1 protein-coding gene is annotated in these 16,918 nt (G+C 77.4%); it reads left to right on the forward strand.

Annotated elements, in window-relative coordinates; all coding sequences use genetic code 11:
- The first annotated feature begins 18 nt into the window (after nt 1-18).
- Complete coding sequence (locus tag IEZ20_RS39695; RefSeq protein ID WP_229896080.1) at nt 19-16,908, forward strand: type I polyketide synthase; 16,890 nt, start codon at nt 19-21, stop codon at nt 16,906-16,908.
- The last annotated feature ends 10 nt before the right edge of the window (nt 16,909-16,918 follow it).

The raw sequence follows: 16,918 nt of genomic DNA on the forward strand, positions 1-16,918 counted from the left end.
ACGAAAGGTCGCGTTCCCATGGACAGCGGACACCCCGCGGCAGACGCCCCACCGCTGCGTGCCGAGGACACCCCGATCGCGGTCGTCGGCGTCGCCTGCCGACTGCCCGGGGCCCCCTCACCGGACGCGTACTGGCGTCTGCTGACAGGAGGAGTGGACGCTGTCGTACCCACGCCCCCCGAGCGGTGGGGCACCGGGCACGGGGGATTCCTCGACTGGTCCGCCGTCACCGGGTTCGACGCGGCCTTCTTCGGGATCGGACCGCGCGAGGCCCTGGCGATGGACCCCCAGCAGCGGCTGATGCTCGAACTGGGCTGGGAGGCCCTGGAGGACGCCCGCATCGTCCCCGGGCGCCTCACCGGCAGCCGCACCGGTGTCTTCGTCGGCGCCATCTGGGACGACTACGCGACCCTGTTGCGCCGCCAGGGCACCGACGCCGCCGGCCGGCACTGGCTGACGGGGCTCCAGCGCGGCATCATCGCCAACCGCCTGTCCTACGGCCTGGGCCTGCGCGGACCGAGCCTGACGGTCGACTCGGCGCAGTCCTCCTCACTGGTCGCCGTACACCTGGCCTGCGAGAGCCTGCGCCGCGGCGAGAGCGAACTCGCCCTGGCGGGCGGGGTCAACCTGGCCCTGGCCGCGGAGAGCGCCGCCACCTCCGAGGCGATGGGCGCCCTGTCCCCGGACGGACGCGTCCGCACCTTCGACGCCCGCGCCAACGGCTACGTACGCGGTGAGGGCGGCGCCCTCGTCGTCCTCAAACCCCTCGACCGGGCCCTCGCCGACGGCGACCCGGTCATCTGCGTGATCCGCGGCAGCGCGACCAACAACGACGGCGGCGGCGACAGCCTGACCGCCCCCGACCCCAGCGCCCAGGAAGAGGTCATCCGGCAGGCCCACGCACGCGCCGGCACCCGCCCCGACGACATCCAGTACGTCGAACTCCACGGCACCGGAACACCCGTCGGCGACCCGGTCGAGGCCGCCGCGCTCGGCGCCGCCCTGGGCCGGCCCCGCACCCCGGACACCCCCGCGCTGCGCGTCGGGTCCGTCAAGACCAACATCGGCCACCTGGAAGGCGCCGCGGGCATCGCCGGGCTGGTCAAGGTCGCCCTCAGCCTGAAGCACCGGCAGCTCCCGCCGACCCTCCACCACGAGACCCCGAACCCCCGCATCCCGCTGGACGAGCTGAACCTGCGCGTCCAGACCGAGCTGACACCCTGGCCGGACGAGCGCCGCGACCTCGTGGCGGGTGTCAGCTCCTTCGGCGTGGGCGGCAGCAACTGCCATGTCGTGCTCGCCGAGGCCCCGCCCGCCGCCCGCCCCGCACCGCGGCCCGAGCCCGGCCCGCACGGGGCGGCCACCGTGCCCTGGGTCCTGTCGGCGCGCACCGGCGAGGCGCTGCGCGAACAGGCCGCGCGCCTCGCCGACTTCCTCACGGACCGGCCCGGCCCCGACCCGGCCGACGTGGGCCACTCCCTGGTCACCACCCGGTCGTCGTTCGAGCACCGCGCGGTCGTCGTGGGCACCGGCACCGAGGAACTCCTCGCCGGACTCACCGCCGTACGCGAGGGCCGGCCGGCCAGGAACGCCGTCGTCTCCACCGGACCGGCCGTCCGCGGCCGGACCGTCCTCGTCTTCCCCGGGCAGGGCTCCCAGTGGGCCGGGATGGGACGCCGGCTGCTCACCGACAGCGAGCCCTTCGCCCGGCGGATCGCGGAGTGCGAACAAGCCCTGTCCCCGTTCGTCGACTGGTCCCTGACCGAGGTGCTGCGGGAGGCCCCCGGCGCGCCCTCGCTGGAGCGGGTCGACGTCGTACAGCCCGTGCTGTGGGCGGTCATGGTGTCCCTCGCGGAGGTGTGGCGGGCCCACGGCGTGACACCCGACGCGGTCGTGGGCCACTCCCAGGGCGAGATCGCCGCCGCCCAGGTGGCCGGCGTACTGACGCTGCGCGACGCCGCGAAGATCGTCGCCCTGCGCTCCCGCGCCCTCGCCCGGCTGGCGGGCACCGGCGGCATGGTCTCCGTACCGCTGCCCGTCGCCGAGGTCGCCGACCGCATCGCCCCCTGGAGCGACCGGCTCGCCGTCGCCGCCGTCAACGGACCGTCCTCCACCGTGCTGGCGGGCGAGAGCGCCGTACTCGACCAGCTGCTGACCGCCTACCAGGCCGAGGGCGTACGGGCGCGGCGCATCGACGTCGACTACGCCTCGCACTCCCCGGGCGTCGAGGCCGTGAAGGAGGAACTCCTCGACGCCCTCGCCGACATCGCCCCGCGGCCCGCCGCCGGCACCGCGTTCTACTCCACCGTGACCGCGGCCCGCGTCGCGGACACCACGCAGCTGGACGCCGAGTACTGGTACCGCAACCTGCGCCGGACCGTCCGGTTCGAGGAGACCGTCCGCGCGCTCCTCGCCGACGGCCACCGGCTGTTCGTGGAGTCCAGCCCGCACCCCGTGCTCGCCGTCGGCGTCCAGGAGACCATCGACCTGACCACCACCCCGGACGACCCGGCGGTGGCCGTCGGCACCCTCCGCCGCGACCAGGACGCCCCGGCCCGGCTGCTGACCTCGCTCGCCCAGGCCCACGTGGCCGGGGCGCACGTGGACTGGACACCGGTGTTCGGGGGAGCCCGGGCGGTGGACCTGCCGACGTACGGGTTCCAGCGGCGGGCGTACTGGCTGCCCGGCGAGACGCCCGCCGACCGGCCGGCCGGCACCCCCTCCGCGGCCGAGGCGCCGTCCGCCGGATCGCCGCGGTCGCTGGCGCAGCGGCTGACCGCGGCGGCCGAGCCGGAGCGGGAGGCCCTGCTGCTGGAGCTGGTCCGGGAAGAGACCGCCGCCGTGCTGGGCCACGACGGCGCCGCATCGGTCGACACCCGGCAGGACTTCAAGGCCCTCGGCTTCGACTCCGTCGCCGCGGTCGACCTGCGCAACCGCCTGAGCGCCGCGACCGGCCTGCGCCTGCCCGCCACCGCCGTCTTCGCCCACCCCACCCCGCACGCCCTCGCCGCCCACCTGCGGGCGGAACTGCTCGGCACCGCCCCGGCCGCGGCACCCGCCGCCGAGCCGGTCCCGGTCCCCGCCGACGACCCCGTGGCCATCGTCGGGATGGCCTGCCGCTTCCCGGGCGGCGTCGAGGGCCCCGACGACCTGTGGCGGCTGGTCGCCGACGGCCGGGACGCGATCACCCCGTTCCCGGACAACCGGGGCTGGGACCTCGACACCCTCTACCACCCCGACCCCGCGCACCCGGGCACCTCGTACACCCGGCACGGCGGATTCCTGCACGACGCCGACCGGTTCGACGCCGAGTTCTTCGGGATGTCCCCGCGCGAGGCACGGGCGACCGACCCCCAGCAGCGGCTCCTCCTCGAAACCGCCTGGGAGGCGTTCGAGCGGGCCGGGATCGACCCCGCCGCCCTGCGCGGCACCCGCACCGGTGTCTTCACCGGCCTCATGGCGTCCGACTACGGACCCCGCCTGCACGAAGCCGGAGACGGCACCGACGGACACCTGCTCACCGGCACCGCCGGGAGCGTGGCCTCCGGACGGCTGGCCTACGTCTTCGGTCTCGAAGGCCCCGCGGTCTCCGTCGACACGGCGTGCTCGTCCTCCCTGGTCGCGCTCCACCTGGCCGTGCAGGCGCTGCGCCAGGGCGAGTGCTCGCTCGCCCTGGCGGGCGGCGTGACCGTGATGCCGAACCCCGGCACGTTCGTGGAGTTCAGCCGCCAGCGGGGGCTGTCGCCGGACGGCCGCTGCAAGGCGTTCGCGGCCGCCGCCGACGGCACCGGCTGGGGCGAGGGCGTCGGGGTGCTGCTCGTGGAGCGGCTGTCGGACGCGCGGCGCAACGGGCACCGCGTGCTCGCCGTGGTCCGCGGCTCCGCCGTCAACCAGGACGGCGCGAGCAACGGGCTGACCGCGCCGAGCGGCCCCGCCCAGGAGCGGGTGATCCGCCAGGCCCTCGCCGGTGCCGGGCTGACCGCCGCCGACGTCGACGCCGTCGAGGCGCACGGCACCGGCACCCGGCTCGGCGACCCCATCGAGGCCGAGGCGATCCTCGCGACGTACGGCCGGGAACGCCCGGCCGGGCGGCCCGTGCTGCTCGGCTCGGTCAAGTCCAACATCGGGCATCCGCAGGCCGCCGCGGGCGTCGCCGGTGTCATCAAGATGGTGATGGCGATGCGGCACGGCGTACTGCCCCGGACGCTGCACGTGGACGAGCCGTCGCCACAGGTGGACTGGTCGGCCGGCGCGGTCGCGCTGCTGACCGAGAACACCCCCTGGGAGAAGGCCGACGGACCGCGCAGGGCGGCGGTGTCGTCGTTCGGGATCAGCGGTACCAACGCGCACGTGATCCTGGAGGAGCCGGTGGCTCCGGGGGAGACCGTGGATTCGGTGGATTCGGTGGATCCTCTGGAGTCGCTGCCGCTCGTGCTGTCGGCGAAGCACCCCGACGCCCTGCGTGAGCTGGCGCTGCGGCTCTCCCGGCACCTGACGGCCGACCCCGCTCCGCGGCTGGTGGACGTGGCGTACACCCTGGCCACCTCCCGGTCGCTGTTCGAGCACCGGGCCGTGGTCCTGGGCAGCAGCCGCGAGGACCTCCTCGCGGGCCTGGCCGCCGTCGCCGACGGCGCGCAGGGCGTGGTGGCGCCGGGGACGCAGGAGGGGGCCGCTGCCGTACCCGCGCTGGTGGCGTCCGCCGCGGAGGACGTCGTCCAGGGCGTCGGCGTGGACTGGGACGTCCTCTTCGCCGGCAGCGGCGCGCGCCGTGCCGAGCTGCCCGCGTACCCCTTCCGCAAGGAACGGCACTGGCTCGACACCCCCGCCGCGCGCACCGGCGCCCCCGCGTCGGCCGCACCGGACGCGGAACAACGGTTCTGGGCGGCGGTCGAGCAGGGCGACCCCCGGGCCCTCGCGGAGGAACTCGGGCTCCACGACCCCGGCACAGCCGGTCCCGGTGACTTCGGGGGGTCCGGCGGCCCTGACGGGGGCGGCGGTACGCCCGCCGGTCCCGCCACCCCAACCCCCACCATCCCCGCCACCTCCGACGTGACCGCGCTGACCGCCGCCCTTCCCCTGCTGTCCCGTTGGTACAGCCGGCGGCAGGCCGAGGGGGTCGTGGACGGGCTGCGGTACCGGATCGGCTGGCGGCGGCTCGGGCCCGCTCCGGCCGCCGTGGTCGGCGGGACCTGGCTCGTGGTGCTGCCCGGCGGGACCCCGTCCGGCCCGTGGGCCGAGGCGGCGGTGCGGGCACTCACCGCCCACGGCGCCGACGTACGGGAGGTCCGTCTCACCCCGGGCGCCGACCGGGTGGCCGTCGGGGAGCTGCTCAGGCCCCACGTGGAGGCGGACGGGCCGGCCGGGATCCTGCTGCTGCCGTCGTCCGCGCCCGGACGTTCCCCCGGGCATCCGCACGTGCCGGCCGGGCTGGCCCGCCTCCTCGCCGTCGTCCAGGCCCTCGGTGACCTGGAGGTGGCCGCCCCTCTGTGGTGCGCCACCACGGGAGCCGTCGGTACCGGCCCCGACGACCCGGTGCGCGACGCGGAGCAGGCCCAGCTGTGGGGACTGGGGCGGATCGCCGCGCTGGAGCACCCCGAGCGCTGGGGCGGCCTCCTCGACCTGCCCGAACACCCCGACGACGCCTCGGCCGAGCACCTGGGCCGCGTGCTCGCCGGTGCCACGGGAGCCGAGGACCAGGTGGCGGTACGGCCGTACGGTGTGCTGGCCCGCCGCCTGGAGCACGCGCCGGTCCGGGCCGCCGCCCGCCGGCCGTGGCAAACCCGCGGCACCGCCCTGATCACCGGGGGCACGGGCGCGCTGGGCGGCCAGGTCGCGCGGTGGCTGGCCGCGGCCGGCGCGGAGCACCTGCTGCTGGTGAGCCGCAGCGGCGAACGGGCGGCGGGTGCCGGGGAGCTGCGCGCCGAACTCGAAGCACGCGGGGCGCGTGTCACGTTCGCCGCGTGCGACGCCGCCGACCGCGACGCCCTCGGCGCCGTACTCGCCGCGATACCGGCGGACCTGCCGCTCACCACCGTGGTGCACGCGGCCGGGCAGCTCGACGACGCCCTGCTCGACACGCTGACCCCGGCCCAGCTGGAGCGGGCGCTCGGCGCCAAGGCGACGGCGGCCCGCAACCTGGACGAGCTGACCCGGGACCGGGACCTGACCGCGTTCGTCCTCTTCTCCTCCGTGGCCGCCACCTGGGGCCTGCCCGGACAGGGCGGATACGCGCCCGGCAACGCCTTCCTCGACGCCCTCGCCGAACGCCGGCGAGCCGAGGGCCTGCCCGCCACCTCCCTCGCCTGGGGCGCCTGGGACGGCGCGGGAATGGCCGAGGGCACGGCGGTGGCCCGGGAGTTCGCGCGGATCGGCCTGGGGCGGATCCGCCCGCAGGAGGGCCTCGACGCGCTGGGCCGGGCCCTCGCGGACGAGGACGTCTGCCTCACCGTGGCGCGGGTCGACTGGGACACCTTCCTGCCCGCCGCCGCGGCGGCCCGTCCGCGCCCCCTGTTCGACACGCTCCCCGAGGCCCGCCGTACGGCCGCCGCCCCCCAGCAGCCCTCCGCCGCGGACCTGGCGCGGCGGCTGACCGGTCTCGGCGCGGCGGAGCGCGAGGAGGAGGTGGCCGCCGTCGTCCGCCGGACCGTCGCCGCCGTGCTCGGCTTCGACTCCACGCGGCGGATCCGCGACCGGCGCACCTTCCACGAACTCGGCCTGACCTCCCTCACCGCGGTGGACCTGCGCAACCGGCTGGCTGCCGCCACCGGGCTGAGGCTGCCGACGACCCTCGTCTTCGACCACCCCACGCCCCAGGCCGTCACCCGGTTCCTCCTCGGCCTGCTCACCGGCGAGGACGGCGCCGCCCCGGACCGCACCCCGCGCCCGGACGCCCCGCGCACCGCCGACGCCGCCGAGCCGATCGCCATCGTCGGCATGGCCTGCCGGTACCCGGGCGCGGTGACCTCCCCCGAGGAACTGTGGGAGCTGGTCGCGTCCGGAGGCGACGCGATCGGCGGGATGCCGCGCGACCGGGGCTGGGACCTGGACCGGCTCTTCCACCCGGAACCGGGCCGGCCCGGCACGACGTACACCCGCAGCGGCGGATTCCTGTACGACGCCGCCGACTTCGACGCCGAGTTCTTCGGCATCAGCCCCCGCGAGGCGCTCGCGACGGACCCCCAGCAGCGCCTGCTGCTGGAGACCAGCTGGGAGGCCGTCGAGCGGGCCGGGATCGACCCGGCCGCCCTGCGCGGCACGGACACCGGCGTCTACGTCGGCGCGTCCGCCGGCGAGTACGGCCCGCGCCTGGCCGACCCGGACGGCGGTGCCGACGGCTACGCCCTCACCGGCGGCGCCGCCAGCGTGATCTCGGGCCGGGTCGCCTACACGCTCGGTCTCGAAGGCCCCGCGGTCTCCGTCGACACGGCGTGCTCGTCCTCCCTGGTCGCGCTCCACCTGGCCGTGCAGGCGCTGCGCCAGGGCGAGTGCTCGCTCGCCCTGGCGGGCGGCGTCACGGTCATGTCAGGACCCGGGGTGTTCCTGGAGTTCTCCCGGCAGCGGGGGCTGTCGCCCGACGGGCGCTGCAAGGCGTTCGCGGCCGCCGCCGACGGCACCGGCTGGGCCGAGGGCGTCGGCGTGGTGGTGCTGGAACGGCTGTCGGAAGCCCGGCGCAACGGGCACCGCGTGCTCGCCGTCGTCCGCGGCTCCGCCGTCAACCAGGACGGCGCGAGCAACGGGCTGACCGCGCCCAACGGTCCCTCCCAGGAGCGGGTGATCCGCCAGGCCCTCACCGGTGCCGGGCTGACCGCCGCCGACGTGGACGCCGTCGAGGCGCACGGCACCGGCACCCGGCTCGGCGACCCCATCGAGGCGCAGGCGATCCTCGCGACCTACGGCCGCGGACGCAACCCCGCGCAGCCCCTCCGGCTCGGCTCCCTGAAGTCCAACATCGGACACTCCCAGGCCGCCGCCGGTGTCGCGGGAGTCATCAAGATGGTGATGGCGATGCGGCACGGCGTACTGCCCCGGACGCTGCACGTGGACGAACCGACACCGCACGTGGACTGGTCGGCCGGCGCGGTCGCGCTGCTGACCGAGAACACCCCCTGGCAGAAGGCCGACGGACCGCGCAGGGCGGCCGTGTCCTCCTTCGGCATGAGCGGCACCAACGCCCACGTCATCCTCGAAGAGCCCGCACCCCGGCCCGCCGACGCCCCGTCACCCGCGCCCGCCGGCACCCCGTCCTCCACGCCTGCCGGCGCCCCCGACACCGTCGCGTGGACGCTGTCCGCACGCACCCCCGGCGCGCTGCGCGCCCTGGCCGCCCGGCTGACGCACGCCGTCACGGAGAGCCCCGACACCGCGGACCCGCTCGCCGTCGCCCGCGCCCTCGCCACCACCCGCTCGGCGTTCGAGTACCGGGCCGTGGTCCTCGGCAGCAGCCGCGAGGACCTCCTCGCGGGCCTGACCGACGTCGCCGCCGGCGCCCAGGGCGTGGTGGCGCCGGCCGCCGAGGGCGGCGTGCCCGCACCCGGACCGGTGACGGAGGCCGCCGCGGACTTCGCCCGGGGCGGCGAGGTGGACTGGACGGCGGTCCTCGGCCGCGCCGACGGACCGCCGGCGGAGCTGCCCACCTACCCCTTCCAGCACAAGCGGTACTGGCTGGACGCCCCCGCCGCCCCGGCCGCGCCCGGCGCGGGCCGGCCGCTGGACCACCCGCTGCTCTCCTCGGTCGTCCACCTCGCGGGCACCGGCGAGCACGTGTTCACCGGCCGCCTCGCCGACCGGGCGCAGCCGTGGCTGGAGGACCACCAGGTCGCCGGAACCGTACTGCTGCCGGGCACCGCCTTCGTCGAACTCGCGCTGCGCGCCGGCACCCACCTCGGCTGCGAGGCCCTGCACGAACTCAGCCTCACCGCCCCGCTCCTCGCCCCGCCCTCCGCCGGCATCGCGCTCCAGGTGTCCGTCGGGACCCCCGACGACGCGGGCCGCCGGCCGGTGCGGATCTTCTCCCGGCCCGAGGACGCGGACGCGGACCAGTCCTGGACCCAGCACGCCGACGGTGTGCTCGGCACCGCCACGGAGCCCGGCGACGGCACGAGGGGCCTCGGTACGGAGTCCGGCGACGGCACGGGCGGCCTCGGCGCGTGGCCGCCGCCCGGCGCGTCCCCCGTCGACGTCGGCGACCTCTACGAGCGGCTGGCCCGCCGCGGCTACGGATACGGCCCCGCGTTCCAGGGCCTGTTCCGGGCCTGGCGGCACGGCGACGACATCCTCGCCGAGGTGGCCCTGGCCGACACCGAGGCGGCGGAGGCCGACCGCTACGGGCTGCACCCCGCCCTGCTCGACGCCGCCCTGCACACCATCGGCCTCGCCGCCGGCGGCCCCGACGACGCCCCGGCCGTGCTGCCGTTCGCCTGGCAGGAGGTGTCCGTCACGACCCGCGGAACCGCCGCCCTGCGGGTACGGCTGGCGATGACCGGACCGGCGCGGGCCGCGCTGACCGCGTACGACGAGGAGGGGCGCCCCGCGGCGGCCATCGGCTCCGTCGTCCTGCGCCCCGTGCCCGACGACCTGGCGGCCGGCCGGCCCGCCGGGGCGACGGCGCTGTACCGCCTGGACTGGCCGGCCGCCACCCCCGCCCCCGCCCCCGAGGGGGACGCCGTACCCCTTCCGGTACTGATCGCCGCGGACGACACCCTCCTCCCCGCGACCCCGGCCGCCGGCACGCCGGTACGCCGCTACACCGACCTCACCGCCCTGCGCACCGCGATCACCGCGGGCGAGCCGGTCCCGGACCTCGTCCTGGTCGGCGTGGCGCCGGGTGCCACCGGTGGGGAGGGGCTGGCCCACGTCGGGCCGGACGGCGCCGGTGCCGAGACGCATGCCGGTGCCGCGCCGGATGCCGCCCGCGCCGAGGCGCTCCCCGGCGCGGCCGCCGAGGCGGTTGCACGTGCCCTCGGTCTCGTCCAGGAGTGGCTCGCCGACGACCGGCTGGGCGACGCCCGTCTGGTGCTGGTGACCCGGTCGGCCGTGGCGGTGTCCGCGGCCGAACCGGCCGACCCCGCGGGGGCCGCCGTCTGGGGGCTGCTGCGCTCCGCGCAGACCGAGCACCCGGGACGCTTCGTGCTCGCCGACGTGGACGGCACCGAGGCCTCGGCACGTGCGCTGATGTCCGCGACGGCCGGTGACGAGCCCCAACTGGCCCTGCGCGACGGCACGCCGCACGTGCCCCGACTGGTCCGCCACACCGCGCCGGCGCGGCCGGCCGCCCCGGTGTTCGACCCGCACGGCACCGTCCTCGTCACCGGCGGCACGGGCCTGCTGGGCCGGCTCGTCGCCCGCCACCTGGTGACCGAGCACGGCGTACGCCACCTGCTGCTCGTCAGCCGCAGCGGTGAGAGCGCCCCCGGCGTCGGGGAACTGCGGGCCGAACTCACCGGGCACGGCGCCCGGGTGACCGTGGCCGCGTGCGACCTGGCCGACGGCGACGCCCTGGCCGCGCTGTGGTCGGCGCTCCCGGCCGAGCACCCGCTGACGGCCGTGGTGCACGCCGCCGGCGTGCTGGACGACGGCCCGGTCGGATCGCTGACGCCCGAGCGCCTGCACCGCGTGCTGCGTCCGAAGGCCGACGCGGCCTGGCGGCTGCACGAGCTGACCCGCGGCCTCGACCTGTCCGCCTTCGTGCTGTTCTCCTCCGCCGCCGGGGTGCTCGGCTCGGCCGGGCAGGGCAACTACGCGGCGGCCAACGCCTTCCTCGACGCCCTCGCCGCCCACCGCCGGTCCCGGGGACTGCCCGCCACCTCACTGGCCTGGGGCCTGTGGGAGGAGCGCAGCGGGCTGACCGCCGGACTCGACGGCACCGACCTGCGGCGCCTCGCACGGACCGGGGTCCGGCCGCTGACGACCGAGGACGGGCTCGCCCTTCTCGACGCCGCCCTGGCCGCCGACGAACCCGCCCTGGTACCGGCGCACCTCGACCGCGGCTCCGGGGAGGCAGCCTCCGGCCCGGCACCGCTGCGCGCGCTGCCGCGGCCCGCCGCTGCCGCCCGGCCGCGGCGCTCCCGGCGCACGACCGCCCCGGCCGGCGCGCTCGCCGAGCGGGTGCGCGCGCTGACCGAGACCGAGCGGCTGCGCGTCCTGGCCGGCCTGGTGCGCGAGGAGTCCGCCGCCGTGCTCGGCCTGGACCCGATGGACGACACGCACGACACGCGGGCCTTCGCCGACCTGGGGATGGACTCCCTCACCGGGCTCGAACTGCGCAACAGGCTGGCCGCGCTGACCGGGCTCACCCTCCCCGCCGGGCTGGTGTTCGACCAGCCCACACCGGGCGAGCTGGCCGGGTGGCTGGCGGCCGAACTCCTCGGCTCCGACGCCCCCGAACCCGGCCCGGCACGGCAGCCCGCCCGGGCCGCCGACGACGAGCCCATCGCGATCGTCTCCATGGCCTGCCGCTACCCCGGCACCCCCGACACCGGTGACATCACCACCCCCGACGCCCTGTGGGCACTGGTGGCGGCCGGAGCCGACGCCGTCGGCGACATGCCGCACGACCGGGGCTGGAACGTGGCGGAGCTGTACGACCCCGAGCCGGGCCGCCCGGGCCGGACCTACACCCGCCGGGGCGCGTTCCTGCGCGGCGCCGCCGACTTCGACGCCGACTTCTTCGGCATCAACCCGCGCGAGGCCCTCGCCATGGACCCGCAGCAGCGGCTGCTCCTCCAGGCCGGCTGGGAGGCCGTCGAACGGGCCGGGATCGACCCGGCCGCCCTGCGCGGCACCCGGAGCGGGGTCTTCGCCGGGGTCATGTACCACGACTACGGCTCCTGGGCGCGCCGCGTGCCCGAGGAGGTCGCCGGGTACCTCGGCTCCGGTACGGCGGGCAGCGTGGCGTCGGGCCGGGTGGCGTACACCCTGGGCCTCGAAGGCCCCGCCGTGTCCGTCGACACGGCCTGCTCCTCCTCGCTGGTGGCGCTGCACCTGGCGGTGCAGTCCCTCCGCTCGGGCGAGAGCGACCTGGCGCTGGCCGGGGGCGTGACGGTGATGTCGACGCCCACACCCTTCATCGAGTTCTCCCGCCAGCGCGGGCTCGCCGCCGACGGCCGCTGCAAGCCGTTCGCCGCCGCCGCCGACGGCACCGGCTGGGGCGAGGGCGTCGGCGTCCTCCTCCTGGAACGGCTGTCGGACGCCCGCGCCCACGGCCACCCCGTGCTCGCCGTGGTCCGCGGCACCGCCGTCAACCAGGACGGCGCCAGCAACGGACTGACCGCGCCCAACGGCCCCTCCCAGGAGCGGGTGATCCGCCAGGCCCTCGCCGCCGCCGGGCTGACCGCCGCCGACGTCGACGCCGTCGAGGCCCACGGCACCGGCACCTCGCTGGGCGACCCGATCGAGGCCGAGGCGCTCCTCGCGGTCTACGGCGAGGGCCGCCCGCCGGAGCAGCCCCTGCTCCTGGGGTCGGTCAAGTCCAACCTCGGCCACACCCAGGCCGCCGCGGGCGTCGCCGGCGTCATCAAGATGGTGATGGCCATGCGGCACGGCGCACTGCCCAGGACCCTGCACCTGGACGAGCCGACACCGCACGTCGACTGGTCCTCCGGCGCGGTGCGGCTGCTCGACGAGAGCGTGCCCTGGCCGACGACGGGCCGGCCCCGCCGGGCCGGTGTCTCCTCGTTCGGCATCAGCGGCACCAACGCCCACGTCATCCTCGAACAGGCCCCGCCGGAGCCGGCCGCCGCCCGGCGCCCGCAGCCCCCGCAGCCGGCCGCCGGCGAGACCGTGCCCTGGCTGCTGTCGGCCCGCAGTGCCGAGGGGCTGCGCGCCCAGGCCGAGCGGCTGCGGCAGCGCCTGGCCGAGCGCCCCGACCTGCGCCCGGTCGACGTCGGCTACTCGCTGGCCACCGGCCGCACCGCCTTCGAGTACCGGGCCGCACTCGTCGGCGCTGGCCGGGAGGACTTCCTGGACCGGCTGGACGAGCTGTGCTCCGGGGACAGCGCGCCCGGACAGGCGCAGGGGCGCGCCGTCGGCGGCGGACTGGCCTTCCTGTTCGCGGGACAGGGCAGCCAGCGCCTCGGCATGGGCCGTCGGCTGCGCGCCCGGTACCCCGTCTTCGCCGAGGCGTTCGACGCGGTCTGCGCCGAACTGGACCGCCACCTGGAGCGACCGCTGCGCGAGGTCGTCGACGCGGAGGACGACACGGAGGAGTCGGCGCTGCTCGACACCACCGAGTACACCCAGCCGGCCCTGTTCGCGGTCGAGGTGGCTCTCTTCCGGCTGCTCGACCACTGGGGCGTCCGCCCCGACGTGCTGGCCGGGCACTCCGTCGGCGAACTGGCCGCCGCCCACGTCGCCGGCGTGCTGAGCCTGCCCGACGCGGCCGCGCTGGTGGCCGCCCGGGGCCGGCTCATGCAGTCCCTGCCGCCGGGCGGGGCGATGGTCGCGGTGGGCGCCCCCGAGTCGGAGGTCCTGCCCCTGCTCACCGAGCACGTCGCGATCGCCGCCGTCAACGGCCCGGCCGCGGTGGTGCTGTCCGGGCGGACCGAGGAGGTCCTCGCGGTCGCGGACCGGCTCGACGACCGCGGGCACCGCGTCACCCGCCTGCGGGTCAGCCACGCCTTCCACTCGCCCGAGATGGAGCCGATGCTCGCCGACCTGCACGCCGTGGCCAAGGGCCTGACCTTCCACCCGCCGCGGATCCCGCTCGTGTCCACGGTGACCGGGCAGCCGGCGACCGCCGAGGAGCTGACCTCACCGGCGTACTGGACGGAACAGGCACGCCGGCCCGTCCGCTTCCACGACGCGGTACGACGCCTGGTGCAGGACGGCGCGCGGACCCTGCTGGACGTCGGACCCGACGGCTCGCTCGCCGGCCTCGCCGCGGCCGCCGGCGACCCCGCCGTGGCGGCCGTCGCCGCGCTGCGCCGCGACCGGCCCGAGACGGAGACACTGGCCGACGCCCTCGGCCGGCTGTACGTCCGCGGGGCCGCCGTCGACTGGGAGGCGTACTTCACCGGGACCGGCGCCCGACGCGTGGACCTGCCGACGTACGCCTTCCGACCGGAGCGGTTCTGGCTGTCCGCGGCGGCGGAGCCGTCCGCCCCGGACCTCGCGCACTCCGGACTCGACGCCCCCGGCCACCCGCTGCTGGGAGCCTGCGTGGAACTCCCGGACACCGACGAACTGGTGCTCACCGGCGCACTGTCGGCCGACACGCACCCGTGGCTGGCCGGTCACCGGGTGCGCGGCGAGATCCTGCTGCCCGGCGCCGCCTTCGTGGAACTCGCCCGCCACGCCGGGGCCCGGCTCGGCTGCGGCCACCTCGCCGACCTGACCCTGCACACCCCCCTCGTCGTGCCCGCCCACGGGGCCGTGCACCTGCGGGTACGGGTGGGCGGGCCCGCCGACGACGGCCGGCGCCGGCTGACGGTGCACGCCCGCCGCGCCGACGCAGAGCCCCGGGAACCGTGGACCCAGCACGCCACCGGCCTGCTGACCCGGCCCGCACCCGCCGGGGACCGCCCGCCCGCCGGCGCGTGGCCCCCGCCCGGTTCGGTACCGGTGCCGGTCGAGGGCCTGTACGACGACCTGTCCGCGGCCGGGGTGGAGTACGACGGCGCGTTCCGCGGACTGCGCGCGGCCTGGCTGTACGACGGCGACGTCCTCGCCGAGGTGGCGCTGCCGGAGGAGGCAGCCGAGGACGCCGGACGGTTCGGCCTCCACCCCGCCCTGCTGGACGCGGCCCTGCACGCCGCGGCCCTGCTCGCACCGCGCGGCACCGCCGCCCCCGGCCCGCGTCTGCCGTTCGCCTGGACCGACGTGGCAGTGCACGCCGACGGCCCGGACCGGCTCCGGGTACGGCTCACGGCCCGCGGCGACACCCTGACGCTCCGCCTCACGGACACCGCCGGACACCCCGCCGGCACCATCGGCTCACTCCTGCTGCGCCCCACCACCACACCGGCCGAACGGACCCCGTCCCTCTACGAACTGCACTGGCAGCCCGTTCCCGCGGCCCCGGCCCCGACAGGCACGAGTCCCACGGCGGCCCTGCTGGGCGCCGTGGGAACGGACGGCTGGGAAGCCGCGCCGGGTACCGGGCCGGCGGAGGGTGCGGACGCGGTGCCGGGTGCCGTGCGGTACGCCGGCCTCGACGCCCTGCTGGCGGCGCTCGACGGGGGCGCGGCAGCACCGGAGCTGCTCCTCGCGCCGGTTGTCACCGGGGCCCCGGACGAGGACGTCACCGTACGTGTCCGCGCCGCGCTGAACACGGCCGTCGGCCTGCTGCGGCGCTGGTCGGCGGAGCCGCGGCTGGCCGCCACCCGCCTGGTGCTGCTGACCCGCGGCGCGGTGGCCGCCGTACCCGGTGACACGGCGCCCGACCCGGCGGCCGCGGCGGTGTGGGGCCTCGGACGCTCGGCGCAGAGCGAACACCCCGGCCGCGTCGTCCTCGTGGACACGGACGGGGACCCCGCCTCGACCGCCGTACTCCCCACGGCCCTCCTCACCGGCGAACCCCAGACCGCCCTGCGCACCGGCACCGTCACCACCCCCCGACTCGCCCCCACCCGGAACGAGCCCGCCTCCGCCCCTGCGCTCGACCCCGCCGGTACCGTCCTGGTCACCGGTGGCACCGGTGGGCTGGGTGCTCTGGTCGCCCGGCATCTCGTCTCCGCGCACGGCGTGCGGCACCTGCTGCTCGCCGGGCGGCGCGGGCAGGCGGCGCCGGGGGCGCCCCGACTGGCCGCCGAGCTGGCCGGGCTGGGCGCCGACGTGCGCGTCGTCGCCTGTGACGTGTCCGATCGCGGCGCCCTCGCCCGGCTCCTCGACTCCGTGCCGGCCGACCGGCCCCTGACCGCCGTGGTGCACTGCGCGGCGGTGCTGGACGACGGCGTGCTGGAGTCGCTCACACCCGAGCGCGTGGACCGGGTCCTGCGGGCGAAGGCCGACGCGGCCTGGCACCTGCACGAGCTGACCGCGGACCGGAAGCTGAGCGCGTTCGTGCTCTTCTCGTCCGTCGCGGGTGTCCTGGGCGCCGCCGGACAGGGCAACTACGCGGCCGCCAACGCCTTCCTCGACGCCCTCGCCTCGCTCCGCCGCGCCCAGGGCCTGCCCGGTACGGCGCTGGCCTGGGGCTGGTGGGGCGGCGCGGAGGGCATGGCGGGCGGACTCGGCACCGCCGACCGGGCCCGGCTGGCCAGGACGGGCGTCACCGCCTTCGCACCCGCGGAGGCGCTCGCCCTGTTCGACACGGCCCTCGGCCGGGAGGCGGCGGCGCTCGTGCCGGTCCGCCTGGACACCGCCGTCCTGCGCGAGCGGGCCCGGCAGGGAACGCTCCCGCCGGTCCTGCGCGATCTGGTCGCCGACCCGTCGCCGGCCACCGGGAGCCGGGAGCCGGCCGCCGAGAGCCGGACCCCGTCGCCCGCCGGCCGGACCCCGGACACCGCGCCGTGGCGTGAGCGGCTGCGGGACACCGGCCCCGAGCAGCGCGAGGACGTGCTGCTCACCCTGGTGCGCCGCGAGGTGGCCAGGGTCCTCGGCAGGCCGTCCCCCGCGGGCGTGGACGCCCACGACCGGCTGCTCGACCTGGGCTTCGACTCCCTCACGGCCGTGGAACTCCGCAACCGCCTCGGTGAACTGACCGGCCTGCACCTGCCCACCACGCTGGTCTTCGACCACCCGACACCCGCCCGCCTGGCCGGCCACCTGTCGGCCTCGCTGGCGGACACCACCGGCTCCCGGCCGGCCGGAGCGGACCCGGTCGAGGCGGTGCCCGGACCGGACCCGGTCGAGGCGGTGCCGGACCGCGCCCCGGCCCCGGCCCCGGCGGCGGGGGAGGACGGCGGACTGGCCGCCGCCACCACCGCCGACGAACTCCTGGCCTTCATCGACAAGAACCTCAGAAGGCCATGACGCCGGAAGG

The organism is Streptomyces cinerochromogenes (assembly GCF_014648635.1).
Classification (GTDB): Bacteria; Actinomycetota; Actinomycetes; order Streptomycetales; family Streptomycetaceae; genus Streptomyces; species Streptomyces cinerochromogenes.